This is a genomic window from Parasphingopyxis sp. (assembly GCF_052168295.1).
Classification (GTDB): Bacteria; Pseudomonadota; Alphaproteobacteria; order Sphingomonadales; family Sphingomonadaceae; genus Parasphingopyxis.
Genome location: NZ_JBQLZN010000059.1, coordinates 64,476 through 86,607 on the forward strand (window position 1 = coordinate 64,476; position 22,132 = coordinate 86,607).

Below are 22,132 nucleotides of genomic sequence, written 5' to 3' on the forward strand. Positions count from 1 at the left end.
GGAACAGGATAGAGGGTCGCGATGTCAACCGCACCTGCTCCCCGCGACGCGGCATCCGCCTCCGGCCCGCTATCGCGCTCGCTCTTCATTTTTTCAATCCTTTATGGCGGCATGACCTGCATTGCCGGGGTTCTGGCGTTCAAGCAGGTCGCGCTCGGGCCGCTCGCCGTGGAGGCCGGCATCTTCGCCTTCCTGATGCTCGTCGTGATTTCCAGCACGGTCGCGCAGACCCATGGCCAGGCGACGGCGAACCGGCTGGTGCTGTTCGGCTTCATCCCGCTGGCCGTCTCGGTCATCCTGATCGCGCTCGTCCTCTCGCTGCCACCGTCTGACAAGATGCCGGCGGAAAATCTCAGCGCGTTCGAGACGGTCCTCTCGCAAACCCCGCGCATCATGCTCGCCGGGCCGATCGCATACGGGGTTTCGCTGCTGCTCAACGTCAAGATATTCGCGGCATTGCGCGGCGCGGCCGGCGATAGCGGTGTTGGCGTAATGATCCGCGGGGCGATCGCCTCGGCGCTGAGCCAGTCCGTCGATACGCTGATCTTCATCACGATCGCCTTTTACGGCGAGTTTCCGATCGGATCGCTGCTCGCCGGGCAGATGCTCGCGAAGATCGCGCTCTCCGCCGTGCTCGTGCCGCCGCTCATCATCCTGCTGGTGAAGCTTGCGAGGCGGCTGGACGGGCCGCCAGCGACGGCGCGCTAATCGTCCCCGGCCGGCACGACGCTTGCCAGGCTCGGATCCAAGGAGACTTCGACCGCATCGGCGTCCGGCGCAATTGCCGTCGCCATACGCGCCTGCCAGATTTCGCCGCCGGGCGCGGCGACCGCGAAGGCCGTCGATGCACCGAGCAGGTGCCGGCCGGCGATCCTGTATCTGCCTGTCTCTGCGGCGGTCAGCACGACGCCTTCGGGGCGCACCAGGGCCGTAGCCAATACGCCGTCCGCAATATCAGGCGCAGCGAGGCTGCCGAAAGGCGTTGCCAGCGCGCCCGATTTCACGCGCCCGCTCCATTCATTGACCTCGCCCAGGAGCCGCGCTGCCGAGGCGGCGACCGGACTGCGATAGACGGCGGCGGGCGGCCCGGACTGGACGATCGCGCCGTCGACCATCAGCGCGAGTTCGTCGGCCATGAACATCGCTTCGGTCGCGTCATGCGTAACGATCAGCACGGCCGCGCCCGACGCCTTGAGCGCATCGAGCGTGGTTTCGCGCAGCGCTTCGCGGAGACGCGCATCGAGCCCGGAAAAAGCCTCGTCCAGAAGGATGATCTCGGGCTCCGGCGCCAGCGCGCGGGCGAGCGCCACGCGCTGCTGCTCGCCGCCCGACAGGGTGTGCGGATAAGCGTTCGCCTTGTCGGCAAGCTCGACCGCGGCGAGCTTGGCCATCGCGATCTCCCGCCGCGCGGCGCGCGGCTGGCGGCGCAGGCCGAACAGCACATTGCCGAGCGCGGTCAGATGCGGGAAGAGCGCGAAATCCTGAAAGACGATGCCGATATTCCGGTCCTCGGGCTGCACCCGGACGGCGCCGTCGGTCAGCAGCTCGCCATTGCACGCGATGGTGCCGCTGTCGATACGTTCCAGCCCCGCGATGGCACGCAGCAGGGTCGATTTACCTGCACCGGAAGGCCCCAGCACCGCCGTGACCGCGCCTTTCCGCAGATCGAGATCGACCGCGCGGAGGACGGGGCGGCCATGCCAGGATTTGGTCAGGCTGCGGGCGGAGAGCAACGGTTCGGTCAATGGACGGTTTCGCTCCGCCCGTTACCCGAAACCAGCCGGGCGACGATGATCATCGCCGGCAACCCGATCGCCACCAGCATCAGCGAGGGCAGGGCCGCCTGGGCCAGCCGCTCGTCCGAGGCGTAATTATGCGCGGTCACGGCCAGCGTCTCGAAGTCGATCGGCCGCAGGATCATGGTCGCCGGCAATTCCTTCATCACCTCTATGAACACCAAAAGCGCGGCCGTGGCTATACCGCCGAAAGCGAGCGGCAGATGGACGCGCAGGATCACCCCGCCGGGCCGCGAGCCCAGCGTGCGCGCCGCATGGTCGAGGCTCGGCGATATCCGCGCCAGCGCGCTCTCGGCCGGGCCGATCGCTGCTGCAGCGAAACGGGCCTGATAGGCAAAGAGCAGCGCCAGCACGCCGCCGCCCGCAATGGCCGGGGCCGCCGCACCCAGGGCGGAGTCGGCTGCGGTTTGCACGAAGGCGAGCACGGCGAGCACGCCGACCGCGGCGACCGCGCCCGGTATCGCATAGCCGGCATGGGCCGCGCGAACCGCGCCACGCGCGAAACCGCCACCGGTGCGTGCCGCATAGGCCGCGCCGAGCCCGAGCATCCCGGCGATGAGCGCCGAGGCCGAGGCGAGGATCAGCGTCCCGCGCAGGGCGCCGAACGGCATCCGTATCACCTCCGTCTCTATTGCGAGCTGCACGAGCCGCCCGCCCGGCACGATCAGGCCGATGGCGAGCGGTGTCAGGCATAGCGCGAAGGCGAGCCAGCCCTTGGCGGGCGACAATGGCTGCCGGGGCGGCGGATGCTGCCGACCGCCGCGTTCGGCGATGCTGCGGCGCTTGCGCGCCGCGCGCTCGACGCCAAACAGCAGCATCATCGCGAAGAGCAGGATCAACGCGAGCTGCGCTGCGGCGGCCGGCTCGCCGAACGAACCCCAGGCGCGGATGATGCCCACGGTGAAGGTCGGCGCGCCGAGAAAATCGACCGCACCGTAATCGGCCAGCGTCTCCATCACTGCGAGCGCCACGCCCGCCATGATCGCGGGCCGGGCGAGCGGCAGCGCGACTTCGGAAAATGCGCGAAACGGCCCGGCGCCGAGGCTGCGCGCCGCATCCGCCGCGCCGGTGCCATGGGTTTCGAACGCCTGGCGCGCGAGCAGGAAGACGTAAGGGTAGTAGGCGAAGGAAAACACGAACGCCGCGCCGATCAATCCGCGTACGGTCGGCAGCGCGCCGCCGCTCGCGGCATAGACCGGCCCGCCGGCCGCCGTCATCGACACCCAGGCATAGGCCGCGACATAGGCCGGCATGGCGAGCGGCAAAGCGAGCCCCCAGGTGAAAAAGCCGCGTCCGGGAAAGCTGTACCGCGCAATCAGCCAGGCCGCCGGAACGCCGAGCAGGACAGTGCCGAGAGCGGTCAGCACCGCCAGCGCCGCCGAGTTCCATGCGTACAGGCTGAGCTGCGTATCGGCGAGGTGGCGCAGATGGTCGCTGGCACCGCCCAGCGCGATGACCAGCAGCGCGATCGCCGGGGTGACGCAGATCAGCGCTGCCGCGACCGCGAAGGGCGTCGGGTTGAAGCCAAGGCGCAGCGGTGGCCGCGACGGGTTACGCGTGATGCCTTCGGCCGTTACTGCCATCCGGCCCGATCGAACAAGCGCTGCGCTTCCGCCTGGTTCTCGCCGAGCACGGTCGCGGCGAGCGGGTCGGCCTGGAAATCGCCGAGCTCGTCGAGCACGGCGTTCTCGTACGTCACCGACGCGACAGCCGGGTACTCGTTGGTCAGTTCGGCGAAGAAGCGCTGGGCGCGATCCGACACCGCGAATTCGAGGAATTGCCGGGCGAGCTCCGGATTGGGCGCGTTACGCGACACGCCCATGCCCGAAATATTGACGTGCACGCCCGGTTCCGCGTTCGGCCAGTAGATCGCTAGGCCTTCGGTCACCGCCGGTTCTTCACCAGCCAGCCGCGCAAAATAATAATGATTGACGATGGCGACGTCGCATTCGCCGGCCGCGACGGCGCGGATCTGGTCGCTGTCGCCGCCCAGCGGTTCGCGCGCGAAATTGGCGGCCACGCCCTGGGCCCATTGCTGCGCCGCATCCGCGCCCCAGCGGTCGATCAGCGCGGCAAGCAGCGAGATATTGTAGACATTGCCCGAAGAGCGCGCGCAGACACGGCCGCGAAACGCGGGATCGGCGAGCGATGCATAGCCGGTCAGCGCGCCCGCATCGACCCGTTCCTCGGCGTAAACGATGATGCGCGCCCGCGTCGAAACCGCGAACCACAGACCGTCAGGATGGCGCATGCTTTCCGGCACGCGGGCTTCGAGAATCTCGGAACTCACCGGCGCGAACAGACCGGCCTGTTCGGCGCGCCAGAGCCGGCCGGCATCCGCGGTGATGATCACGTCGGCCGGATTGCGGTCGCCGGCCGCCGATATCCGCTCGACGAGCAGATCGCCATCGGCCTCGATCACCTCGACGGTGACGCCGGTTTCTTCTTCGAACGCCTCGTACAGCGCATAGTCGGAGTCATAATGGCGCGAGGAATAAATGGTCAGCGTCTGGCCGTTACCGGCACCCATTTCGCTGCCGGAATCGGGCGATCCGCAGGCGGCGACGAAGAGTCCCGCGAGAATCGCGATGGTGGGAAGGATACGCATGCGGGGCCTCATGGCTGGTTTAGTCTGGATTGCATAGCCGGAATTTTATTAGGAATGATTATCAATAGCAACTAGAAAAGCGCATTGGAGACGCGACGCATATCGCACACATGCCGCCATGCGCGACGGGTGACAAAGCGCGCAAAAAGTTCCACATCGAGGCGAGAAAGGCATCGAAAGAACAAGCGTTCCGAATTCATGGCTGAATCCGAAGAGATTCCCACTCTCAGCGAACATGAAGGCGCCCTGCTGGATGTCGTGCGCCGCAACCAGCCCGTGACCGGTTACCAGATCGCACAGACCTATGGGAAAAGCCCGGTCGCCGCGTTCAACAAGAGCAAGGGCCAGATCTATCCGATGATCCGCCGCTTCAACAAGGCGGGCCTGATCGAGGGCAGCTATGTCGAGGGCGATGGCCGCGGAACCGAAGTCTGGAGCTGTACGGAAAAGGGTCTGGAAGCGCTGCGCCACTGGTCGCGCCAGATTCTCGACGCGCATCTGCTGATCGAGGATCCGCTGCGCATCCGGGTCATGACGTTCGACCTGCTGACGGAGAAGGAGCGGTTCGACTGGATCATGGACGCCAAGGCGAAGGTCGCGCAGAAGATCCAAGAAGTGGAAGCCTATAACAGCGAGATGGACGTGCCCTTCCAGCAGTTCGTTCACGACAATGCGATGAGCGCGCTCAGGATGCGGATGGACTGGCTCGACCGGCTGCTCTTCGCGCACACTAAAAAAGATGCGAGCGCGGGCAGCGGATAGACACGGCCCCGCATGCCCGCGCGCCGAGTGAATGATGGCGGGAGTGGGACTTCCAAAACCACCCCCGCCATCGACTAGAACGTGACCAAACGTTCTAACTGTTTGCCGTCGCCCTAGAAGCGGATCCGGCCGGTAACCGTGTACCGGCGGCCCAGCGCGTCATAGGTCGACGGATAGGTCTCGCCATTGTTGAAGGCCGTCGATCCGATGAAGGAACTCGTCTTTGGCGGATCGCGATCGAGCAGATTTTCGACCGTCAGCGTCACGTCGAAATTCTCGCTGACATTCGACCGGACCGTCAGATCGAAATAGTTCGCTTCGTCAAAGGCCTCGGACTCGGGTAGGAAGCCCTGGCCGGCGCCGCGGAACTGATACTCCACACCGTCGATCCAGCGCCACAGCAGCGAGATGTCGACGAGATCGTCGATAGCGACCGTCGTGCGCAGGTTGAACTGCCATTCCGGTTTGATCGGATCGCAGGCACTGCTAAAGAGCCCGACGCACTCAAGCGCGCCCGATGTCGGCGTCGACTGGATGACGAAGCTATCCCACCAGGTGCCGTTAAAGTCCCAATTGATCGAGCCGAAGCTCACCGGCAGCGTGTAGTTGACACGCAGGTCAACACCGCTCGTTTCGAACCGGCCCAGGTTCGAAAGGGGCAAGAGAATGCCGGGCGTTTCTGCGCCGCCATTCAACGAACCGTTGAACGGGTTACGGATGAAACTCGCGCACAGCGACGGGTCCGACCCGTTGCCATCACTATTGGGCCCGAAGCACGGCGTCAGAATATCCGGCACCGTTGGGCTGCTGACCGCATCGGTCACGGTAATGTCGAAATAGTCGATCGACAGTACGAGACCGGGGATCTGCGGCGGCGTGGCCACGAGACCCAGCGTGATCGATTCGGCCTCTTCCACATCGAGAGCGGGATTGCCGCCGAAGCTCGTATTGATCTGCGCCGATGACGGCTGGGGAATATTGCCGATCGCCGCGGCCGGCGCGCCTTGGGCGATACAGATCGCCGTCAGCGTTGCATTGCCGACCGGATTTTGACCCGCACAGGGGTCCACGGTCAGGTTTGTGAGACCGATCGTCGTCGGCAGGAAGAGCTCGCCGATATTCGGTGAGCGCACCGACACCTGATAGATGCCGCGGAAGCGGAAGCCTTCGAACGGCTCCCAGCTTCCACCCGCCTTCCAGGTCACGGACGTACCCGTGTTTGAGTAATCCGATACACGGATGCCGCCTTCGGCCTGAAGGCTGTAGAAACCGGGAACATCCTCGACGATCGGAACGATGAGTTCGGCAAATGCCTCGATCACGTCGTAACCGCCTCGGAAGGACGGCGAGGGTGCGCCTGAACCCATGACCTCGCCCTGCGTAGCCGACGGCACGTCGGCAACCTGCCCCGCTGTGTAATCGCGATATTCGACGCCGACCGCGAAACCGATCGGCGTTTCCGTGAAGAAGCCGGTCTCGCCGAACGTGCCGTTGAGCGTCGCGTTGACGACGGCCAGAGACGTCTCAACGGTCGCGCCCGCCGGTTGGTCGATGAAGGCGATGGCTTGCGGATCGATATTGGTGCCCACGCCGCCCCCGAAGATGTTGATCGGGAAGCAGCCGTTCGACGGATCGTAACAGGTGGTCGTGTCCGCCGCGAACAGCGCCTGCTGCACGCGCGACATCAGACCGTACCGGAAATTCGTCGAAGCCCGGCGCGATTCGCCATATGTCGCCGACACGTCGTAGCTGATCGTCGGGCTGAGATCGCCGCGAACGCCCGCCCAGAGCTGGAACTGGTTCGTCGTGTTCTCGGTGAGCCGCGGCCCCTGTTCTACCAGACGGCGATCAAGCACGACCGTCGGCGCGAGGAAATTGGGATCGTTCGGCCCGGTCGCCTGGCCCGCCGCCGTACAGGTCGCCGGATCGATCGCGATGGTCGGTATCGCGCAGATCTGCTGGCGGATCGTCTCGTTGATGAACGGATTGTTCAGCGGCAGCTGGAATCCCTGGGTGAACAGCCCGGACGGCGCGGCCGCGACATCGACCTGTGCGCGCGTGAACATGCCGCGCGTATAGACTTCGATGCCGGGCGTTATCTCATAGCTCGCCATCGCGAACATATTGTAGCGCTCGAGTGGAGTCTGGAAATAGTTGAACGGCGCATAGTTGAACGTATTATATTGGGGTATCAGCGACTGGCCGTCCGGCGCGAGCTGCATGCCGTTGATAAGTGTCGGTACAGTGGTGTTCGAACCGAAGGCCTGCCCGCCGAAGGTCGCGTTTTGCGACACCAGCCGGTTCGACTGCAGCACCGCGTCCGTTTCCTGGTAGCCGATGGAAAGCACCGCATTACCGCGCCCATCGTCAAAACCTGCACCAACCGTCAGGTCCATGCGAATTCGCTCGCCATCGCCCCGCTCGGTAAGACCGAAAGTGCCGGCGGCCTCGACACCCTCGAAATCTTGCCGCAGCACGAAGTTTGCAACGCCGGAGACGGCGTCCGCGCCATACACTGAAGACGCGCCGCCAGTGATCACCTCGACGCGTTCAACCAGGGCGACCGGAATGATGTTCAGATCGGTGGCGCTGCCAAGCGTCGAAGCGACAAGCCGCGAACCGTCCAGCAGAACAAGGTTACGCTGCGAGCCGAGACCGCGCAGGTTCAAGGTCGCGGCGCCAGCGCTGCCGTTGTTGACCGAGCTGTTAACGCCGGGCGCGATGCCCGGGAGTTCGCCAATCAGCTCTTCGGCGTTCGTCGCCTGGCGATAGTCGATCTCGTCTTGGCCGACGACCTGGATCGGGCTCGACTGTTCGAGATTCGGGTTCGTGATGCGCGTGCCGGTGACGACGATCGCGGGTTGCGTCGTGCTGGCCGCGGCAAGCGTCTCGCTGTCCTGCGCAAAAGCCGGTACGCCGATCGCGCTGGCCGCAGCCGTGCCCACCAGCAGTCGGGCGATCGTCCGCTTGCGTGTCGAAGATGTCATGTTGGATTCCTTGTGAGTCATTGAATGCAAACCTTCCCCTGTTCGAGCCTCGGGATGCGGTCGGCGGCGGCCATCATGGCCGATCGCGGACGCACGCCCCTGCCCTTCGGTTTCGACACCGCGCCAGTCGGCAGGCGGGCATCTCAAGCCCCGGACTTATGCAAAGAGCAATCGAATCGCTCAACTCAAATATAGTCCGATTCGTACTTTAGAATCGAGCTGTGGCAATCTCATCACAGGTCTGCAGGCCTATATATGACAGATTTATAGGATTTTTTTCTGACTTCTTTGCGAGGCCTAGCGTTTTCTGACTGGATTATCTGGTACGCAACATACTATATATAGTACGCATCGTACCTTATGATGGAGAATGGCGATGAGTGCTCGGGCGCGGCGGTCAAACGGATCGGTTATCGACTGGAAAAAGCGGCGGCAGACCATCGCCGAAAGGGCGCTTCCGCTGTTCCTCAACCGGCCCTGGCCGAACGTGACGATTGCCGACATCGCCGCAGAAGCCGGCATGTCCTTCTGGCAGATCTACTATTCCTTTGACGGGCAGGAGGATGTGTATCGCGCCGCCGTCACGCTGCTCATCGACGAGGTTGCGGACATGCTCGCGGACCGGCCGGACCCCAAAGCCACGGTGCTGGAAACGGTCAACCGGTTCGTCGAACTGGCGGCGACGGCGCTCCAGAGCCGAAGCTATCGCCAGCTCCTCTATCTGCGCGTCCGGGACGAACCGACGGAACCCTGGCTCGGCATCCAGTATCGGCGAAGGATCGCCGCGCCGCTGGTCGAGGGCCTCAAATCCGCCATTGCGCAATCCGGTCGCCTGCAGGGGCTCGACATCGCAATCGACGACGATTGTTGCCGACAGACCTTCGCTTCGCTCGAGGCCAGCCTCGCTTTCCCGACCCTGCTCGAAGATCGCAAGCCCGACGCGGAATTGTCCCGGCACGCGATCCGGACTTCCGCGCGCAAGATCTGGGCCGGCACGTACAATGCCGAAGACGCGATGCGCCTGTCGGCCTGACTACCGCGGGAGCGGACGATCAAAGCCGCACCGGCTGGCTATTTCCGCACGCACCCCATAAGCTTTTCCCAAGCCCCGAAAACAAAACGATACGGGGCAGATTGCAGCGTCTTACCTTCCGAAGAGACGGGCGATGCCGCGATCGAGACCGAAAGTGGAAATAGACATGACCAATCTGGTTCCCGACTTCTACGACGAAATATGCCGCCTGTTCGACGAGGAAGCGCTGCCCTCGCTCAGCCAATTCATCCGGATCAAGAACCTGTCGCCCGCCTTCGACCCCGGGCACGACTCAGTACCCAACACGCACGCTGCCCTGGAACACGTTTCCGCCTGGGCCGCCGACCATTGCCCGGACGGCACGGTCATCACCACGCTCGATGCGATCAATAATTCGCCGATGCTCGTCATCGACATACCCGGAACCGTGGACGGTACGGTGCTCTGCTATGGTCATCTGGACAAACACCCGTCGGCGGCCGTGTGGAGCCACGGACTGTCAGGCTATGAGCCGATTTTGCGCGACGACAAGCTATATGGCCGCGGCAGCGTGGACGGCGGCTTCGCACCCCATTGCTACATCACGGCAATCGCGACCCTGTCGAAGCTCGATATCGCACGGCCGCGCTGCGTCCTGTTTTTGGAAACGACACAAAAAAGTGCCAGTATCTACCTGCCCCGCTACCTGCCGGAATTGGCCGCGATTGCCGGTGATCCGGACATGATCGTTTTTCTGGAATCGATCTGCGCCGATTATGATCGTATCTGGCACCTGACCGGCTATCGGGGCGTCGTCGAAGGGCAGCTGTCGGTCGATGTGAGCAGCAAGCCCGCACATTCCGGCGCGGCCGGCATGGCGCCCTCGGCGCTCGGCATCGCCTTCACCCTGTTGGATCGCGTCGCGGACCTGACGACCGGTTCGATGACCCTGCCAGGACTCGCCGTGAAGAAGCCCGCACATCTCACGAGCGGCGGGTTGGATACGGATGCGATTGCGGGCCGCTATTTTCTCAATGCGGCAGGGATAGATCATGACATCGCCGGCATCTCCGACACGCCCGCGGCTGCGGCATCGCGACCGGTATGGGATGCCGGTCTCGCTGTCGCGGATATCGACGGTTTGTCGTCGGGCGACATAGTCGGCGGGATACTGCCGCCTCGCATCTCCATCAAAATAGGTATTCGCGTACCGCCGACCTGCGATAGCGTAGAGGCCGCGCATATTATCGAGGGCCAGCTCGTAGAGAACCCGCCATATGATGCGACCGTCGATTTCACGCCGTCGAATATCCTTCCCAGCTGGCACGCGGAACGGCTGCCGGACTGGCTTGCGCAGAGCCTCGACGCGGCATCGAGAGACTATTTCGGCAACCCGGCGGTCAGCTGGGCCATCGGCGGCGCATATCCGGCGATCGAGATCATCGCACAGCAGTTCGAGGACGTCCCGATTTTCGCCACGGGCTTGATGGGGCCCAAGGCCAATTTCAAGGAAACCGACGAATCGCTCGACCTCGCCGCCGCGCACAAGATGACCGCATCGATCGGCCGGATTCTCGCCGATTTCGCGCAGGCCGCCTTGTAAAGCCCGCACGCACGCATTTGCATTCTCCATGAACGACGCGTTCCGGCAAGGTTCAGAATTCCCGCGTCACAAGGTCGTTGGAGTGTCAGGGTCGGCAACAGTTTGTTTCGCAAGCGGATCGTTTGCGAAGCGTTTTTGGGGACTAAGACTATGACGAAACTGACATCCATCGCGGCGCTCGCCGCATCGGCGACCCTGTTTGCGATGACGCCGGCCAATGCTCAGAATATCAACGCCGATCCGACCTATGAAACGGTCCGGCTGAACGGCGGCTTCACGCCCGATCCCTATACGGTGCGGTTGCGCTCGGGCGGCAGTATCGACGCATCGACGATCAGCAGCTCCTGCCGCGGCTATATCGCCAACGCGCCCGATGTGCGCCTGCACTTCCGCGCGGGCAGCCTGCCGCTGATCATTTCCGCGGCCTCCCAAGCCGACACGACGCTCGTCATAAACGCGCCCAACGGCAATTGGTACTGCAACGACGATGGCGGGCAGGGCCTCAACCCCTCGATCCGTTTCGACCCGGCGATGTCCGGCCGTTACGAAATCTGGATCGGCACCTATGGCTCGCGCTCGCTGGAAGCCGCGCGCCTGTCGATCTCAGAAGTCAGCAGCGAATAACGAAGAGAGGGGGTGCCGGCCGGCCGTACGCCGGTCGGCGACCCTCGCGCAATCAACGATGCATTGAAGGTTCGGGCGGAATGGTGCTGCTGGAGAGAATTGAACTCTCGACCTCACCCTTACCAAGGGTGCGCTCTACCACTGAGCTACAGCAGCGTACCATGTGCCGGAATGCGCGCGAGCCTATGCGCGGAGACGGCCCTGAATGTCAAGAAGAGGCTTGGCATTTCGGGCGCCTTTCGGCAGGTTTTCGCGCATGAGCGAGAAGGACGAACGTGCCAAGCGGCTGGCCGAGGAGCTGCGCAAGAATCTGCGCCGCCGCAGGGGCCAGGCGCGCGAACATCAGGCGGGCGACAAGACGGAGAAATCCTGACCGCTACTGCACCATCAGCGCGAACAATATCCCGATCAACAAAAGCTTCGACAGGATCAGCGCGGGCCAGATCAGCAGCCGGTTGAGCTCCCAGCGTGTCATCCGTCGAGCGGGGCGCAGACTTCGCCGAGCCAGGCCGCGGTCGCATCGTCGAGATGCGGCCCGATCTTCGCGACGACATCGGCGTGATAGCCGTTCACCCAGTCGATTTCGGCCGGTGTCAGCATGCTGGCGTCGATCAGCTTGTGATCGATCGGCGCGAAGGTGAGCGTTTCGAAGCCCAGCATCACCGCCTCCCCGCCGTCGATTTCGCGCTCCTCGATAGCGACCAGATTCTCGATCCGGATCCCGTACTCGCCCGCCTTGTAATAGCCGGGCTCGTTGGAGAGGATCATGCCGGCATGCAGCGGCTCATCCCAGCCGCTGCCCGGATAGTTGGCGGCGCTGATCCGCTGCGGCCCTTCATGCACGCCGAGGAAACTGCCGACGCCATGGCCGGTGCCGTGCATGTAATCGAGACCGGCCTGCCACAGATATTGCCGCGCGAAACTGTCGAGCTGGCTGCCGCGCGTACCCTTGGGGAAGACTGCCGTGGCGAGCGCGATATGGCCCTTGAGGACGCGCGTGAAGCGGTCACGCATCTCGGCCGTCGGCGTGCCGATAATCACGGTGCGGGTCACGTCCGTCGTGCCGTCCGGATATTGGCCGCCGGAATCGACGAGGTAGATCTGGTCCATTTCGAGCGGGATGCTCGACTCTTCCGTCACCCGGTAATGCGGGATCGCCGCATGCGGCCCGGCCCCCGAAATCGCATCGAAGGAGAGATCGCGCAGCAGTTCGCTCTCCTCGCGAAACTGCTGGAGGCGGCGCGCAGCCGAAATCTCGGTCACGCCGCCCTTGGGCGCTTCCAATGAGAGCCAGTGCAGGAAGTGCACCAGCGCTGCGCCGTCGCGTTCGTGCGAATCGCGCGCGCCCTGCAGTTCCACCGCATTCTTGATCGCCTTGGGCAGCACCGCCGGTTCCTGTTCGGAGACGATCGTCGCCCCGGCATCGTCGAGCGCCTGGAAGATCGCGGAAACCGCGCGCTCGGGATCGGCGATCACCTTCTTGCCCTTGAACTCCGCCAGCGCGCCCTTGAAGGCGCCCCGCGCATGCACGCGCACGCCATTGCCGAGATGGCGCAACACATCGTCGTCCATCTTGTCCGGCTCGACATAGAGATCGGCCGTCGCATCCTTGTGGACAATCGCATAGGCGAGCGCGACGGGCGTGTGATCGACATCCGCGCCCCGCACATTGAGCGTCCAGGCGATCGAATCGAGCGCGGCCAGCACCGCGGCGTCGACATCCTTTTCCGCCATCGCATCGGCCATGTCCTGCCGTTTTTCGGCGGACGTCTTCCCCGCGAAACGATCCTCGTGGACGATCAGCTTCGCCGCGGACGGCATCGGCTTGTCCGGCCAGATCGCGTCGATCGGGTTGGTATCGACCGCAACCAGCTCCGCGCCCTTCTCGGCGAGCGCCTTTTCCGCCGATTGCACCCATTGGCGCGTGTGGAGCCAGGGGTCATAGCCGATGCGCGCGCCATTATCGGCATGGTCACCCAGCCATTCGGCGATGCTCGTGCCGGGGACGCTTACATATTCCCAATGCTCGCCGTCCACCTGTTCGCGCACCTGGATCGTGTAGCGCCCATCGGTGAAGATCGCGGCCTCTTCGGGCATGACGACCGCCGAACCGGCCGAGCCCTGGAAACCGGTGAGCCAGGCGAGACGCTGCGCATAAGCGCCGACATATTCGCTCATATGCTCGTCGGTGAGCGGCACGACGAAGCCGGTCAGCTTGCGGCTCGCCAGCTCCTCGCGGAGGGCCTTGAGGCGGTCTTCATAGGTGGACATGGCAATTGGCCTTTTTGGTCGTTACTAGCGTCCATCATAGCCACAGGCGCTCGCCTGCGCCACTGCCTGAAAGGTCATGAAAATGCCGTCACGCCCGTCGCTCGCCGCCGCCAGCCTATTCGCGCTGGCGGTATCCGTTTCCACTCCCGCTATCGCCCAGGAAGAAAGCCCGTCCGTGTCCGAAACCGCCACAGTTACTCTCCCGGAACCGCCCGTCGCCGACCGGCGGCCGCACAGCTTCACGATGCACGGCATCACGGTCGAGGACCCGTATCACTGGATGCGCGATCAGGGCTATCCCGAGATCGATGACGAGGATGTGCTCGAATATCTCAATGAAGAGAATGCCTATTTCCAGGCCGTGATGGCGCCGCATCAGGAGCTGGTTGAAACGCTTTACAACGAGATGCGCGGCCGGCTGCCGGAGAATGACGCGAGCGTGCCGATCCCCGACGGCGAATACGAATATTGGTATGCCTATAATGAGGGGCAGGAGTATCGGCTCTGGTACCGCCGCCCGCGCGGCGCGGAGCCGGGCGCAAATGACGAGCTGCTGCTCGACGAGAACGCGCTGGCCGAGGGGCATGAACAGTTCAGCCTCGGCACGATCGCGATCAGCCCCGATGCGCGCCTGCTCGCCTATTCGACCGATACCGACGGATCGGAACGCTATATATTGCGCTTTAAGGATCTGACGACAGGCGAAGACCTGCCAGACCAGATTCCGGGCACGCTCGGCGGCGTCATCTGGGCGGCGGATTCGGGCAGCATCGTCTACACGCCAGTCGACGATAACTGGCGGACCAAGGTCGCCATGCACCACACGCTCGGTACCGATGCGAGCACCGATCGCGAACTCTATCGCGAAACCCAAGAAGGGATGCAGATCGGCATCGACCAGACCCAGTCGCGCCGCTTCCTGACGATCAGCGCGGGCGACAATGTCACCAACGAAGTGCGCCTCGTGCCGCTAGCCGATCTTGCGGCCGAGCCCATCCTCGTCTCGCCGCGCGTCACCGACCGGCAATATGAAGTCGAGGAGCGCGAGGGCACGCTCTATATCCTCTCCAACCAGGACCATGTGAATTTCGCCGTCTACACCGCCGCGCTCGACGCGCCGGGCACATGGGGCGAAGCGATCGCCGGATCCGACGATTTCTACATGACGGGCCTCACGACCTTTGCCGATTATTTCGTGCTGGAAGGCCGGGAGCGCGGGCTCGATCAGGTGCAGATCTGGCAGTACAGTTTCGCACCGCCGACATCGGTCGAGTTCCCCGAAGCCAGCTATGATGCGGGCCTTGGCCCGGTCGCCGAATTCGACACCGACACGATCCGGATCGACTATGAATCCATGGTCACGCCGGACACCGATTACAGCTACGACGTGACGAGCGGCGAACTGACCACGCTCAAGGTCCAGCAGATCCCGTCCGGCTATGACGCCAGCCAGTACGCGACCGAGCGGCTCGAGATCGAGGCGCGCGACGGCACCATGGTTCCGGTCAGCCTCGTCTATCGGCGGGACACCGAGATCGGGCCCGATACGCCTGTCCATCTCTATGCCTATGGCGCCTATGGCTATGCCGTGCCGCCGACTTTCTCGACGCGGCAGTTGAGCCTCACCAATCGCGGCTTCATCTTCGCCATCGCCCATATCCGGGGCGGCGACGATCTCGGCTATCAATGGTATCTCGACGGCAAACTCGACCGGCGGACTAACACGTTCAACGATTTCGTCGATGTCGCCCGCGGTCTGATCGCGCGCGGTTATACGAGCGCCGGACGGATCGCGGCTTCGGGCGGTTCGGCGGGCGGCGAACTGATGGGCGTCGTCGTCAACACCGATCCCGATCTCTGGGGCGCGGTGGTCGCCGAAGTGCCGTTCGTCGATGTGCTCAACACGATGCTCGACGATACGCTGCCGCTGACGCCGGGCGAATGGCCCGAATGGGGCAATCCGATCACGAGCGCCGACGATTTCCGCCTGATCCAGAGCTATTCGCCCTATGACAATGTCAGCGCGCAGGATTATCCGCCGATCATGGTGACGGCGGGCCTCAACGACCCGCGCGTCACCTATTGGGAACCGGCGAAATGGACGGCGCGGCTGCGGCATCTGCGGACCGACGACGACCTCACCGTGCTGCGCACCAATATGGGGGCGGGTCATGCCGGCCAGTCCGGCCGCTTCCAGGCACTGCGCGACGAAGCCGAAGCGCAGGCCTTTATGATTACGCAGCTCGGGGCGGAGGAGTAGATAGATTTCCTCTCCCATTTCGGGAGAGGAAACGAGACTTGGCGAGGCACGAGCCTAGTCGCAGTTGGAGAGGGTCCTTCAGCGCTGCGCGAGAGCAACCACGCTTCGCTCTGTACCCTCTCCCTGCTGATGCTGCGCACCAGCTTTCCCTCTCCCGTACAGGGAGAGGGGTAAAGGAGTTCCGATGCCTTTCTCCCACACCGTTACCGCGCGGCCTGAGCATATCGATGAGCTCGGCCATGTGAACAATGCGGTCTGGGTCCAGTGGATTCAGGACCTGGCTGTCGCGCACTGGAATGCGGTGGCGGACCCGGCGCATATCGACGCCTATATCTGGGTCGTGATCCGGCACGAGATCGACTATCTGCGCCCGGCGCTCGAAGGCGACGAGGTGACCGGCACGACCTGGATCGAAGAGGGGCCGAAAGGCGCCCGGTTCAACCGCTATATGGAATTTACCGGCGCGGACGGAAAGCCGCGGATCAGGGCGAAGACGACCTGGGCGATGCTCGACCGCGAAACCGGCCGCCCGGCGCGCATCACGCCCGAAATCGCCGCGCCCTTCCTGCCGGACAGCGCGCCCTAAAAATTCCCCTCGCCAGCGATCACGCGGAAGCTGCCATCCCATTCGCCATGATCGAGCGAGGCAATGCCGAAGCGCATCGAGCCCTGATACCGCGTGCGCCCCGCTTCGCGCCGCACGATAACGATCCCGCCGCTCTCGCCGATCACGCCGCTATGGGCCGCTGCGCGGCAGATGCGCGATCCGTCCGTATAGACGCCCGTGCCCCAGACCGTGCCGTCCCGGCTGTCGATGCCGAGGCAGCGGCAGCGGATCGCTTCGCCGAACGCGATGTTGCGCGCCGTATCGGGGCAGCGCAGAGCGCGCGCATTATCGCGCGGGTCGGACCAGAGGAAGCGGTAGCTGGCCGGCCATTCGCCGAAGGATTGCGAGACGAGCCCCTGCCGCTCCGATCCGCGGTACCGATCGCGGCCGGGCAGCATTTCGAGCCGCACCATCCCGCCATTGCGCGTGATCGCCCCGGCATGGACGGCCGCGCGGCAAATCCGCGAGTCATCGGTATAGATGACGCTACCCCAGATCCCGCCGCCATTGGTGTCCTCGGCCGGGCAGTGGCAGGCGAGCGTCTCGCTGGTCCCGCGCAACTCTGTCGCGTCGAACGGACAGGTATCGGCGCCCGGCGGCACCGTGTTCGAGAGGCTGCGCGGCGCGAAAATCATCAGCGCAAGCAGCACGGCGGCGGCAATGAGCAGCGGTCTGGACATGGCCCGTCCTTTCGGGCCCGATAGTAGCGCAGCCTTTGTGCGAAACAAACGGCAGTGCCGCGCTAACGTCGGCGCGTTGCCGTCAGGCCCGTGCCAATGTCTGGAGGATGGTCCGGAGCGAGCGGCTGTCGGACGCGAAATCCATGTGCCGGCAATCGAGCTCGATCGCGCGGTCCACCTCGCCGGCATTGCCGCGCGCGCAATTGCCCGGGATCACGCCGTCGCGGCGAGACCAGAGCGCGGTGGTCGGCACCGGGGGTTTCTCGTGAAGCCGCACATCGATCGGCGGCTTGTCGACGGGATGGCGGGCGATCAGCTCGTAGAAACGCCAGATGCGATTGTGCCGCGGATCGCCGGAAAAGGGGCTGCCGAGCGTGACGACATGGTGCACGGCATCGGGCGCGACCTTGGCGAGTTCGCGCGCATAGACGCCGCCCAGGCTCCAGCCGACCAGCGCGATTCGCTGGTTCGTCTCCTCGGCGAGCCCGACCACCGCGTCGGTCATCCGGTCGAACAGGCCCTTTTTCAGGCCGAGATTTATGCCATGGCCCCAGCCATGGGCAGTGTAGCCCGCCAGTTCGAGCGTCTGACGCAGCCGCACGGTCGAGCGGTCCGACGCCAGAAAACCGGGAAAAACGAGCACCGGCCGGCCATTACCGGCAATCCCGCGCGCCGCTTCATGATCGGCGCCGCGCTTGCGCGCCGCCGCGAGCAAAGCCACCGCTTCACTCGCAAAGCTGCCCAGGCTCGGCAGTGCGGACGCCTGCTCCATCTGTCGGCTCAATTCGTTCATGACGCTTTTATTACAGCGAACAGCTTAACCTTCAATTGCGCTTTTGCGGGGCAGACCGCACAACCGTTTCATGGCGGCACAGAGGGCGATCATCATCGGGGCGGGGCATAACGGGCTGGTATGCGGCTGGTATCTGGCGCGCGCCGGTTACCGGGTGGAGATCCTCGAGGCGCGCGGCATCGTGGGCGGCGCGGCGGTCACGGAAGAATTCCATCCCGGTTTCCGCAATTCGACGGCAAGCTATACGGTCGGCCTGCTCGATCCCGAAATCGCGGCCGAGATGCGCCTCGCCGATCATGGCCTCAGCATCGTCGAGCGGCCCATCGCGAATTTCCTGCCGCTCGATGCGGGCAACTATCTGCTCATGGGCGGCGGGCGGAGCGCGGAAGAGGTTGCGAAATTCTCGACCGCCGATGCGGCGATGCTGCCGAACTATGCGCGGCGGCTCGATGCGGCCGCCGGGCTGCTCCGCGAACTGACCAAATCCGTACCGCCGAACGCCGGCGGCGGACTCGAAGACTTATTCCGTGCCATCGGCCAGGCGCGCGCCGCGCTCAAACTGCCGCTCGAAGCGCAGCGTGATACCATCGATCTCTTCTCGCGCTCGGCGCGCGAATTTCTCGACGGCTTCTTCGAAAGCGATCCGGTAAAAGCCGCCTTCGGTTTCGACAGCGTTGTCGGCGCCTATCACAGCCCCGACACGCCGGGATCGGCCTATGTCCTGCTCCACCATGTCTTCGGTGAAGTGAACGGCAAACCGGGGCAATGGGGCCATGCTATCGGCGGGATGGGCGCGATCACGCAGGCGATGGCGCGGGCCTGCGAAGCGGCGGGCGTCACCATCCGCACCGACGCGCCGGTCGCGCGCGTGCTCGCAGACAATGGCCGCGCCGATGGCGTGGAGACCGAAGCGGGCGAGCGGCTGGCAGCCGATCTCGTCATCGGCAATGTCCACCCCAAACGCCTGCTGCTCGACATGCTCGATCCCGCACTGCTGGACACGGCGGTGCGCAAGCGAATGGAGAGCCACGTCTCTGGCTCGGGGACGTTCCGGATGAATGTCGCGCTCTCCGAACTGCCGCGCTTTGCCTGCCTGCCCGAACCCGGCCCGCATCTGTCGAGCGGCATCATCATGGCACCTAGCCTCGACTATACGGACCAAGCCTTTACCGATGCGCGCGCCCATGGCTGGTCCCGGGAACCGATCGTCGAGATGCTGATCCCCTCGACGCTCGATGACAGCCTCGCGCCCGCTGGCCAGCACGTCGCGAGCCTCTTCTGCCAGCAATTCGATCCCGCGCTCGATTGGGATATGCACAAGGATGCCGCCGTGGATGCGATCCTCGATACGGTCGAGCGTCATGCGCCCGGCTTCCGCGCCAGCATCGTCGGGCAGCTCGCCCTTTCCCCGCTCGATCTCGAACGCCGCTTCGGGCTCGTCGGCGGCGACATTTTCCATGGCCGCATGTCGCTCGACCAGCTCTGGGCGATGCGGCCGATGCTGGGCCTCGCCGATCATCGCATGCCGGTGCCCGGTCTCTATCTGTGCGGATCGGGCGCGCATCCGGGCGGCGGGGTCACCGGCCGGCCCGGCCGCAATGCCGCTTCTGTCGTGATAAAAGACGGACGGCGGCTGTTCTGAACCGCCGCCCGCCATTGAGAGCGAAGCGCCTTTACTCGTCCCCGGCGCCAGCCTCCACGCTTTCGAACGCGAAGCTGCCGGACCAGGCCCCATAGTCGCGCGATTCGACGCCGTTCGCCGTCGATCCCGCATAATTTTCCTGGCCGTCTTCCGGCGTAAGCGTCACATCGCCGCCATCGGTAGTGATGACCCCGGCATGGACGGCCGCGCGGCAGATGTTCGAATCGTCGGTGTAGATATCCGTACCCCAGACCGAACCGGCCATCGTCGCGTCGGGCCCGCAACTGCAGGTCAACGGATCTTCGGTGCCGCGCAGGTCGCTGGCATCGTCGGGACAGGCCTCGACTGCGGCGACTTCCTCTTCGGGCTCGTTGAGTTCAACGCCTTCGAACGCGAAACTGCCGCCCCATTCGCCCCATTCGGACGTCTGGACGCCATTGGCCTCTGTCGACGAATAGGATTGGCGGCCCGGCATGAAGTTGATCGTCACGTTCGCCGGCTCGTCGCCGACAAGACCGGCGTGCATGGCCGCTCGGCAGACGGCGGAATCGTCTGAGTACGGCCCGGCGCCCCAGACCGTTCCGGCTTCGGCGGTTTCGGCCGAGCAGGAACAGGTGAACGAGGCCTCGGACCCGCGCATGTCCTGCACCCTGTCTGGGCAGGGATCCGCCAATGGCGGCGCTTCCACGACTTCCTCTTCCGGCTCTTCAGCGCCCCCTCCGCAGGCGGCAAGCCCGAACGCTGCCGCTCCAAGCAGAGACATGGTGGCTTTCGACGTACATTTCATGAGACCCCTCCCAAGGCTGTGAAAATGACAAACTGCATGACTTTGCCGACTCGGCGCACATCCGCCCGGCCGCCGAAACTATCGGTGAAACGCGGGCACGGTGCAAATCCCGGCATCCTCTGGCCTTCGCCGCCATAGCGGTTATAGGGGCGGAAACGAACGCAGCCAGCGGAGCCGATGCGATGATCGAAGTGGAATGGTGGGAATTCGAAGACAATGAAACGCTGGCGGGCGAAGTCGCCGGCGATATCGGTTTCATCATCGAAAAAGCCATTGAAACCAACGGCAAGGCGGAGCTGGCGCTGCCCGGCGGGCGGACGCCCGTGCCGATCCTCGAAACGCTGGCGAAGCGCGATTTCGACTGGTCCAAGGTTCGCGTCTTCCCGACCAACGAACGGATCGTGCCTGAAGGCAGCGAACACAGCAATTACGAAATGCTGCAGCGCATCCTCGGTTCGGTCGGCGCAACGGTCGAACCGCTGATCGACCATGCGCAGAACTGGAGCACCAAGGAAGCGGGCCAGAGCGCCGATGCGCGGCTCGCCGGGTTCAGCTGGCCGGTCGATCTCGTCTGGGTCGGCATGGGCGAGGACGGTTCGACCGCATCGATCTTCCCGAACCAGATGGACGATGCGATCAACGCGCCCAAGAGCCGCCGCGCGGTCGGCGTTACGCCCGACCCGAAGCCCGAAAGCGCACCGTTCGACCGCGTGACCCTCACCCGAAGCGCGCTGCTCAGCACGCATACGATGATCGTGACGCTCGCAGGCCAGAAAAAGCGCGACGTGCTCGAAAAGGCGATCGAAGATGGCCCGCTCTCCAACGTCCCCATCGGCCGCGTGCTCGCCGAGGTCGAAGTGCCCGTCGATATCTATTGGAGCGCGAAATAGCGCAGACGCCTGCGGCGTGCATTCTGCGTCATTGCCGAAACTTGCGCGGGAGGACTGGCGGACACGGAGGGATTCGAACCCTCGATACGGGTAATCCCCGTATGCCGGTTTAGCAAACCGGTGGTTTCAGCCACTCACCCACGTGTCCTCGCGCAGCCGAACGGCGCGTATAGCGGGGCCGGACATTGCGATCAACAGCTTGTAAGCGCGCCGTCCACGCCGCCCGGCAAAGCCGAAAATCCACAGAATCGACTCGTTTCGGCGCAGAACCGACTCGCTTCGTCCCAGCGCGAATTGCGCGGGACTCCGCGGCAGGCGTAGAATTTCGCCGCTGATATTTGCGGGGACGCATCATGCTCAAAAAACGCCTCTTTTCCATCGCGGCCGCCTTCGGCATCGCGGGCATGGCGCTGGCGCCGGCCGCCGCGCAGGTCGATACGGTCGATCCCGATGCCGCGCTCGAAGCGGGCGGCTATACCGATGCCGATTATCAGAGCGGCGGCACGACCACCGATCAGGGCGCGACGTTCGACGACGAACCGGCGTTCGATGGCGATGCAACCGTCGAAAACGACACGACCGTCTATTCCGATCCCAACTATATCCCCGATACGCCCGGCTATGAGGACGAAGCCGTTACGGCCGAGGCCACGACCGACGGCGCGCCGGTTACCCCGGCGGAAAATCGCACCACCTATCAGCAGGACGATCTGATCGCGGCGGCCGGCGGCGTATTCGGCGACGGCGCGGAAGGCCTGGCGCGGATCATCGAGGATATCCTCTCCGACCAGGGCGAGCCCAACGGCTATA

At 64.3% G+C, this 22,132-nt stretch carries 18 protein-coding genes and 2 tRNA genes; 10 read left to right on the forward strand and 10 right to left on the reverse strand.

All coding sequences use genetic code 11. The features are described from left to right. Positions 1-21: 21 nt before the first annotated feature. Positions 22-708, forward strand: coding sequence for a queuosine precursor transporter (locus tag ACTS1Z_RS10195; protein WP_442624350.1), 687 nt, complete (start codon positions 22-24; stop codon positions 706-708). On the opposite strand, the gene ACTS1Z_RS10200 is transcribed toward ACTS1Z_RS10195, so the two are convergent. Genes ACTS1Z_RS10200 through ACTS1Z_RS10210 form a run of 3 tightly spaced genes read right to left on the reverse strand, consistent with a single transcriptional unit; the run spans position 705 to position 4,404 of the window. Next, complete coding sequence (locus tag ACTS1Z_RS10200) at positions 705-1,745, reverse strand: ABC transporter ATP-binding protein (protein ID WP_442624351.1); 1,041 nt, start codon at positions 1,743-1,745, stop codon at positions 705-707. The two genes, ACTS1Z_RS10195 and ACTS1Z_RS10200, sit on opposite strands and share 4 nt — an antisense overlap. Beyond that, positions 1,742-3,379: an ABC transporter permease gene (locus ACTS1Z_RS10205; RefSeq protein ID WP_442624352.1), complete on the reverse strand. Its 1,638-nt coding sequence runs from the start codon at positions 3,377-3,379 to the stop codon at positions 1,742-1,744. The genes ACTS1Z_RS10200 and ACTS1Z_RS10205 overlap by 4 nt, the downstream gene beginning before the upstream one ends. Next, the gene (locus ACTS1Z_RS10210) at positions 3,370-4,404 is read right to left on the reverse strand and encodes an extracellular solute-binding protein (RefSeq protein ID WP_442624353.1); all 1,035 of its coding nucleotides are present in this window, start codon (positions 4,402-4,404) and stop codon (positions 3,370-3,372) included. Before ACTS1Z_RS10210 ends, ACTS1Z_RS10205 begins: the two co-directional genes overlap by 10 nt. Positions 4,405-4,602: 198 nt before the next feature. Here ACTS1Z_RS10210 and ACTS1Z_RS10215 point away from each other — a divergent pair, with 198 nt between their 5' ends. Next, on the forward strand, positions 4,603-5,166 hold the full coding sequence (locus ACTS1Z_RS10215; RefSeq protein WP_442624354.1) for a PadR family transcriptional regulator: 564 nt from the start codon (positions 4,603-4,605) through the stop codon (positions 5,164-5,166). 113 nt (positions 5,167-5,279) lie between these two features. On the opposite strand, the gene ACTS1Z_RS10220 is transcribed toward ACTS1Z_RS10215, so the two are convergent. After that, positions 5,280-8,153: a TonB-dependent receptor plug domain-containing protein gene (locus ACTS1Z_RS10220; RefSeq protein ID WP_442624355.1), complete on the reverse strand. Its 2,874-nt coding sequence runs from the start codon at positions 8,151-8,153 to the stop codon at positions 5,280-5,282. A 376-nt stretch (positions 8,154-8,529) separates the two neighbouring features. Here ACTS1Z_RS10220 and ACTS1Z_RS10225 point away from each other — a divergent pair, with 376 nt between their 5' ends. From ACTS1Z_RS10225 to ACTS1Z_RS10235, 3 genes are all read left to right on the forward strand, one after another. Beyond that, on the forward strand, positions 8,530-9,186 hold the full coding sequence (locus tag ACTS1Z_RS10225; RefSeq protein ID WP_442624356.1) for a TetR/AcrR family transcriptional regulator: 657 nt from the start codon (positions 8,530-8,532) through the stop codon (positions 9,184-9,186). Between the two features lie 166 nt (positions 9,187-9,352). Then, positions 9,353-10,768 carry a hypothetical protein gene (locus tag ACTS1Z_RS10230; RefSeq protein ID WP_442624357.1) on the forward strand — a complete coding sequence of 472 codons (1,416 nt, stop codon included), beginning with the start codon at positions 9,353-9,355 and terminating at the stop codon, positions 10,766-10,768. Positions 10,769-10,918: 150 nt separating this feature from the next. Beyond that, positions 10,919-11,392, forward strand: coding sequence for a hypothetical protein (locus ACTS1Z_RS10235; protein WP_442624358.1), 474 nt, complete (start codon positions 10,919-10,921; stop codon positions 11,390-11,392). A gap of 81 nt (positions 11,393-11,473) precedes the next feature. Here the strand turns inward: ACTS1Z_RS10235 and ACTS1Z_RS10240 are convergent. Together ACTS1Z_RS10240 and ACTS1Z_RS10245 are read right to left on the reverse strand one after the other, a co-directional pair. After that, positions 11,474-11,548: transfer RNA gene (locus ACTS1Z_RS10240), tRNA-Thr, on the reverse strand. 315 nt (positions 11,549-11,863) lie between these two features. Next, positions 11,864-13,663, reverse strand: coding sequence for an aminopeptidase P family protein (locus ACTS1Z_RS10245; RefSeq protein ID WP_442624359.1), 1,800 nt, complete (start codon positions 13,661-13,663; stop codon positions 11,864-11,866). Positions 13,664-13,745: 82 nt separating this feature from the next. On the opposite strand from ACTS1Z_RS10245, the gene ACTS1Z_RS10250 reads away from it, so the two are divergent. Both ACTS1Z_RS10250 and ACTS1Z_RS10255 read left to right on the forward strand, forming a co-directional pair. After that, positions 13,746-15,923: a S9 family peptidase gene (locus ACTS1Z_RS10250; RefSeq protein WP_442624360.1), complete on the forward strand. Its 2,178-nt coding sequence runs from the start codon at positions 13,746-13,748 to the stop codon at positions 15,921-15,923. A gap of 184 nt (positions 15,924-16,107) precedes the next feature. Beyond that, a complete protein-coding gene (locus tag ACTS1Z_RS10255) occupies positions 16,108-16,509 on the forward strand; it encodes an acyl-CoA thioesterase (protein ID WP_442624361.1) in 402 nt (133 codons plus the stop codon). Here ACTS1Z_RS10255 and ACTS1Z_RS10260 read toward each other — a convergent pair. Beyond that, positions 16,506-17,210, reverse strand: a complete 705-nt coding sequence (locus ACTS1Z_RS10260) for an LCCL domain-containing protein (protein ID WP_442624362.1) — start codon at positions 17,208-17,210, stop codon at positions 16,506-16,508. The two genes, ACTS1Z_RS10255 and ACTS1Z_RS10260, sit on opposite strands and share 4 nt — an antisense overlap. A gap of 82 nt (positions 17,211-17,292) precedes the next feature. Beyond that, on the reverse strand, positions 17,293-18,003 hold the full coding sequence (locus tag ACTS1Z_RS10265) for an esterase/lipase family protein (protein ID WP_442624363.1): 711 nt from the start codon (positions 18,001-18,003) through the stop codon (positions 17,293-17,295). A gap of 70 nt (positions 18,004-18,073) precedes the next feature. Here ACTS1Z_RS10265 and ACTS1Z_RS10270 point away from each other — a divergent pair, with 70 nt between their 5' ends. Continuing rightward, positions 18,074-19,645: a phytoene desaturase family protein gene (locus tag ACTS1Z_RS10270; RefSeq protein WP_442624364.1), complete on the forward strand. Its 1,572-nt coding sequence runs from the start codon at positions 18,074-18,076 to the stop codon at positions 19,643-19,645. Between the two features lie 31 nt (positions 19,646-19,676). On the opposite strand, the gene ACTS1Z_RS10275 is transcribed toward ACTS1Z_RS10270, so the two are convergent. Then, positions 19,677-20,408, reverse strand: coding sequence for an LCCL domain-containing protein (locus ACTS1Z_RS10275; RefSeq protein ID WP_442624365.1), 732 nt, complete (start codon positions 20,406-20,408; stop codon positions 19,677-19,679). A gap of 206 nt (positions 20,409-20,614) precedes the next feature. Here ACTS1Z_RS10275 and pgl point away from each other — a divergent pair, with 206 nt between their 5' ends. Beyond that, positions 20,615-21,322 carry a 6-phosphogluconolactonase gene (gene pgl, locus ACTS1Z_RS10280; protein ID WP_442624366.1) on the forward strand — a complete coding sequence of 236 codons (708 nt, stop codon included), beginning with the start codon at positions 20,615-20,617 and terminating at the stop codon, positions 21,320-21,322. Positions 21,323-21,377: 55 nt separating this feature from the next. On the opposite strand, the gene ACTS1Z_RS10285 is transcribed toward pgl, so the two are convergent. Then, a tRNA-Ser gene (locus ACTS1Z_RS10285) sits at positions 21,378-21,470 on the reverse strand. Positions 21,471-21,675: 205 nt separating this feature from the next. Here ACTS1Z_RS10285 and ACTS1Z_RS10290 point away from each other — a divergent pair. Continuing rightward, a partial coding sequence (locus ACTS1Z_RS10290; protein ID WP_442624367.1) for an EipA family protein occupies positions 21,676-22,132 on the forward strand: 457 nt, incomplete at its 3' end.

Excerpts from the sequence above, each read along its gene's own strand:
- ACTS1Z_RS10220 (WP_442624355.1), bottom strand. The coding sequence starts at position 8,153 with ATGACATCTTCGACACGCAAGCGGACGATCGCCCGACTGCTGGTGGGC.
- ACTS1Z_RS10245 (WP_442624359.1), bottom strand. The coding sequence starts at position 13,663 with ATGTCCACCTATGAAGACCGCCTCAAGGCCCTCCGCGAGGAGCTGGCG.
- ACTS1Z_RS10250 (WP_442624360.1), top strand. The coding sequence starts at position 13,746 with ATGCCGTCACGCCCGTCGCTCGCCGCCGCCAGCCTATTCGCGCTGGCG.
- ACTS1Z_RS10230 (WP_442624357.1), top strand. The coding sequence starts at position 9,353 with ATGACCAATCTGGTTCCCGACTTCTACGACGAAATATGCCGCCTGTTC.
- ACTS1Z_RS10260 (WP_442624362.1), bottom strand. The coding sequence starts at position 17,210 with ATGTCCAGACCGCTGCTCATTGCCGCCGCCGTGCTGCTTGCGCTGATG.
- ACTS1Z_RS10215 (WP_442624354.1), top strand. The coding sequence starts at position 4,603 with ATGGCTGAATCCGAAGAGATTCCCACTCTCAGCGAACATGAAGGCGCC.
- ACTS1Z_RS10195 (WP_442624350.1), top strand. The coding sequence starts at position 22 with ATGTCAACCGCACCTGCTCCCCGCGACGCGGCATCCGCCTCCGGCCCG.
- ACTS1Z_RS10265 (WP_442624363.1), bottom strand. The coding sequence starts at position 18,003 with ATGAACGAATTGAGCCGACAGATGGAGCAGGCGTCCGCACTGCCGAGC.
- ACTS1Z_RS10235 (WP_442624358.1), top strand. The coding sequence starts at position 10,919 with ATGACGAAACTGACATCCATCGCGGCGCTCGCCGCATCGGCGACCCTG.
- ACTS1Z_RS10270 (WP_442624364.1), top strand. The coding sequence starts at position 18,074 with ATGGCGGCACAGAGGGCGATCATCATCGGGGCGGGGCATAACGGGCTG.
- pgl (WP_442624366.1), top strand. The coding sequence starts at position 20,615 with ATGATCGAAGTGGAATGGTGGGAATTCGAAGACAATGAAACGCTGGCG.
- ACTS1Z_RS10205 (WP_442624352.1), bottom strand. The coding sequence starts at position 3,379 with ATGGCAGTAACGGCCGAAGGCATCACGCGTAACCCGTCGCGGCCACCG.
- ACTS1Z_RS10225 (WP_442624356.1), top strand. The coding sequence starts at position 8,530 with ATGAGTGCTCGGGCGCGGCGGTCAAACGGATCGGTTATCGACTGGAAA.
- ACTS1Z_RS10275 (WP_442624365.1), bottom strand. The coding sequence starts at position 20,408 with ATGTCTCTGCTTGGAGCGGCAGCGTTCGGGCTTGCCGCCTGCGGAGGG.
- ACTS1Z_RS10210 (WP_442624353.1), bottom strand. The coding sequence starts at position 4,404 with ATGCGTATCCTTCCCACCATCGCGATTCTCGCGGGACTCTTCGTCGCC.
- ACTS1Z_RS10255 (WP_442624361.1), top strand. The coding sequence starts at position 16,108 with ATGCCTTTCTCCCACACCGTTACCGCGCGGCCTGAGCATATCGATGAG.